The sequence below is a fragment of the Desulfobacteraceae bacterium genome (genome assembly GCA_022340425.1).
Taxonomy (GTDB): domain Bacteria; phylum Desulfobacterota; class Desulfobacteria; order Desulfobacterales; family JAABRJ01; genus JAABRJ01.
Genome location: JAJDNY010000182.1, coordinates 1 through 3,630, shown reverse-complemented (window position 1 = coordinate 3,630; position 3,630 = coordinate 1). Strand labels below are relative to the sequence as shown.

Annotated in this window: 4 protein-coding genes; all 4 read left to right on the top strand. The window is 68.8% G+C overall.

Annotated features, from left to right (window positions below):
* Window positions 1-257 precede the first annotated feature (257 nt).
* From LJE63_16350 to LJE63_16335, 4 genes are read left to right on the top strand one after another with little or no spacing between them, the layout of a single operon-like run.
* Entirely contained in the window at window positions 258-1,628 is a 1,371-nt protein-coding gene (locus tag LJE63_16350; protein ID MCG6908175.1) for an ABC transporter ATP-binding protein, read from the top strand.
* A 14-nt stretch (window positions 1,629-1,642) separates the two neighbouring features.
* The gene (locus tag LJE63_16345; GenBank protein ID MCG6908174.1) at window positions 1,643-2,326 is read left to right on the top strand and encodes a hypothetical protein; all 684 of its coding nucleotides are present in this window, start codon (window positions 1,643-1,645) and stop codon (window positions 2,324-2,326) included.
* Window positions 2,327-2,363: 37 nt separating this feature from the next.
* Window positions 2,364-2,909, top strand: a complete 546-nt coding sequence (locus LJE63_16340; GenBank protein MCG6908173.1) for an ECF transporter S component — start codon at window positions 2,364-2,366, stop codon at window positions 2,907-2,909.
* A gap of 33 nt (window positions 2,910-2,942) precedes the next feature.
* The gene (locus tag LJE63_16335; protein MCG6908172.1) at window positions 2,943-3,587 is read left to right on the top strand and encodes a hypothetical protein; all 645 of its coding nucleotides are present in this window, start codon (window positions 2,943-2,945) and stop codon (window positions 3,585-3,587) included.
* Window positions 3,588-3,630 lie beyond the last annotated feature (43 nt).

Genomic DNA, 3,630 nt, shown 5'->3' with positions numbered 1-3,630 from the left:
CCCTCGCGCCCCACAACGTCACCTTCCAGGTCAAGGACGAGGAGCTCGACCAGGTCTTCAACTGGTAGCCGACCTGCGGGCCGCAACCCCGCACCCGCAACAGAACAGCCAAGGGGGAGCCGGCAACGGCTCCCCCTTGGCGTTGGGGCTGCTGAGGACCATCGCCCGTATTGAATGATGCCGCCGGATGGGGTATGGTGCACCAGCGATGCTCGACCGGCACCAAACGGCGCGGCCCGAGCGGGAGAACCACGCAGATGACCTTCAGCGCCCAAGCCCTCGGGCCGCAAACCGACCGCCCTTGGGGCCTCCGCAAATATACCCGCTATTTCGCCAGCTACGAGGCCCGCGAAGCGGCCTTCGCCCGGCAAATCGCGGCCCTGGTGCCGCCCAAGCATGCCGGGCCGCAGGTTTTCTGGCGAGACTTCGGCCGGATCCGCGGCGCCGACCTGTCAACCCGCGCCGACAGCCGTCACCTGGCGATCGGCAGCAACCCCCGGGAGTGCCTGGCCTTCGGGACCCCGCGCCAGGTCCTGCGCGCCGCACACCTCCAGCTGGGGTCCAGCCGGGACCGCGGGGATGCGCCCGACATCGAGGCAACGGCCCGCCAATTCCACATTTTGGACGCCCTTGACCAGCCGCTGCGGACCCTTTCGGGCGGTGAAACCCTCAAGCTCTGCTGTGCCAAGGTCTTCATGGCCGCCAGGCAGGCGACCGGCCTGACGATCGCAAGCCCCTTCTGCTGGCTGTCCCACGAAAGCACGGGCCTGTTGACCGATCTGGTGAACCACTGCCAGGAACGCGCGATACCCGTCGCGCTGCTGGCCTTGGAGGGCGAGGACAGCCGCGAGGCGGTGGAACCCGCCGCCCTGCCGAAAGCCCTGCGGCCGGTCAGGCTGCCGTTTGAGCTTCAGCTGGCAGGCGTCCGCATTTCACTGGGGACCGTTTTGAACACCCTCAAGGCCCGGCCCGCGGTGGCGGGCGTCGACGATTTCAGCGCCCGGCTGGATTCACCGTGCCTGCTGGTGGGTGCCAACGGTCAGGGCAAAAGCCTGGTCGCCCGGGTGCTGGCCCGGGCGGTGGCCTGCCACGGAACCGCCAGCCTGGACCGGGGCCGCGGGCCGGAAAACGGGCGTTTGCTTTTTCAGGATGTGCTCAACCAGACCCTGCTGCGCCCCTTTCCCGTGTTGGCGGCCGCCGACGGGCAGCCGGCGCGCACCCTGTCTCTTTTCGGGCGCATCGGACAGCTCTGCCGGCGGTATTGCAGCGCCCGGGGGGTGGCGCTGCCCGCCGGCGCATTCCAGGACCAGGCTCCCTTCCGGTCGCTGCTGGAAACCAAGGCTCTGCTGGCGGCCGCACGCCTGGGCCGCACGCCCGGTGCCCTGATCCTGGACGAACCCGATTGGGGCCTGACGCGCGAGACGGCGATTGCGTTGGTGGCCGCCATCACCCGGGTGGCGCACGACCATGGGACACCCATCGTGCTGATTTCCCACAAGCCCTGGTGGTCGTTGTTTTGCGCGAGCGTCGTGGCCGTCTCCCGCAGCCGGCACAGCCCGCCCGGGCGGAGCTCCGAGGCCTTCCGGGTGAGCCTGGCCCTCTCCGGGCAGACCGGGGCGCACCCGTGAATTGGCGGCGGCGCGTGGCGCTGCTCGTCCTGGCGGTGGCCCCGGCCCTCAGCGGATACCCCCTGGCAGTCGTGCCGGGTGAGATCCTGCCGGGCCTCACCCGGGGCTGGGCGGCCTATTTCGCGGCGGTTCATCTGCTGCTGGTCCTGACCACCCCCGGCCGGCTGTATGGCAACATTCTCGCCGCCAGCGCACTGATCACCCTGCCGGTGGTTTTCGGCGGGGCCGCCCTTTCCGGCCTGCTGCACCTCGCCGGCCTGGCCCATCCGGGGGGGCCCCAGAGCTACAGCCCCCACTACCTGGCGCTTTTGACCCGCATGCTGACGGTTATCCCGCTGGCCCTGGCGCTGGTGGCCGGCATACCGTTTCAACGCATCGAACAGCAGGTGCTCAGCGGCCCGAACGGCATCTCGCGCGCCGAAAAAAACCTGCTGATGGCCCTGCGGGTGTTCAACCACATCGTCCACGATGTGATTCCGGCCACCTTGGAGGTGGTCCGCGAGGAGTGGCCGCGATCGCCGGACGCCGGACGCAGCCGCCCGACGGCAACAGGCCTCATCCGGATGATGACCTGGCTTGCAATCGCCGGCATCTGCGGCGCGGTTCAGTATATTCCCCTCTGGGCCGTGGAGATCGCCCGTCTGCCGGAACGCCGCCCCGGTCGTCTGCGCCGACGGGCCGGCACCCCCAACACCTGAAACCGCCCGGAAGCCACCCGGGCCGAGGAACCGCCGCATGCCATCGTCTTCCCAAGCAAACCGCCTCTTCAACACCGGCATCCTGGCCGCCTTCGCCACCCTTGCCTTTGTGGGCACCACCATCATCCGCATCCCAATCCCCGCCAGCGGCGGCTATTTCAACCTGGGCGACACCTTCGTGATGGCCGCCGCCCTGCTCTACGGCCCCTGGATCGGCGGGCTGGTGGGCCTGATCGGCCCGGCCCTGGCCGACGCCATCGGATTTCCCCAGTTCATCCTGGCCACCGCCGTCGTCAAGGGGGTCGAAGGTGCAGCCGTCGGCCTGATCGGCTGGACCCCGCGGGGAGCGGCGGCAAGCCGGGTGGCGGTCGCCCTGGCCGCCGGCATTCTGATCCTGGTGGCCGGCTATTATGTCTTCGAGGCCTTGATCTACCCGGTGATGGCCCGCCGGATTCCCTTTTTCGGCGTGACAGACCCCACGGCGGCGCTGGCCGAAATCCTGCCCAACCTCTTTCAGGGTGTTTTCTCGGCGGCCATCGCTTTCGGGATCTGGCGGGTGTTGGGCAAAAAACAAACCGACTGAACGCCCTCGCGCTGAATCACAGGAGGAGACCGCATGACGCAAACGAAGTGTTCCCGGACGCAAACGGGCGGGGAAGGCGGGGACGCCCGGAGCCTCTGCCTGACGGTCGCCGAAAACCGGCTGCCGCTGTTCTTCGAACTGCTGGCCCAGGGATTTTCACTGCCGCTGATGGTGGAAACCAGTATCCGTGACGTCCTCTGCGACCAGCTGGGGTTTTGCGCCGACTACCTGGCGGAACGCATCCAGACGATCTTTCTGGACGGCAAGACCGTTGACGACGTGGCCGGCGCCATCGTCCATGACGGCGCAACCCTGGCGCTTTCGGCGGCCATGCCGGGCGTCGTCGGGGCCACCATGCGCCGTCAGGGGCGCTACGCCGCCATGCGCCAGGCGATTTCGCACCGACCGGCCGACGCGCCAAAGGCCCCCCGGCAAGGCCGGATCACGCTGAAACTGTTCAACCTGTTGGCCAGTGAAAAAGGCGCGGCGTTTCTGCGCCAGGGGGTCACGGTCCAGGGCCGCGACCTCCACGCTCTGCTCCAACGCCAGGGCACCGCCTTCTGGTCGGACTGCCACGAGAGCCGCTTGGACGGGCGGCCCGTTTCGCCCCAGCAGCTGCTGGCGGCCAATCTGGAAGCCGGCCCGCTGACCCTGATGGTGCAAACAGCGCCGGCTTGAATCGCCGCGCTGGCGCACGCCGGTGGTTCAGCGGGAGGGCTGG

Excerpts from the sequence above, each read along its gene's own strand:
- LJE63_16340 (MCG6908173.1), top strand. The coding sequence starts at position 2,364 with ATGCCATCGTCTTCCCAAGCAAACCGCCTCTTCAACACCGGCATCCTG.
- LJE63_16335 (MCG6908172.1), top strand. The coding sequence starts at position 2,943 with ATGACGCAAACGAAGTGTTCCCGGACGCAAACGGGCGGGGAAGGCGGG.
- LJE63_16350 (MCG6908175.1), top strand. The coding sequence starts at position 258 with ATGACCTTCAGCGCCCAAGCCCTCGGGCCGCAAACCGACCGCCCTTGG.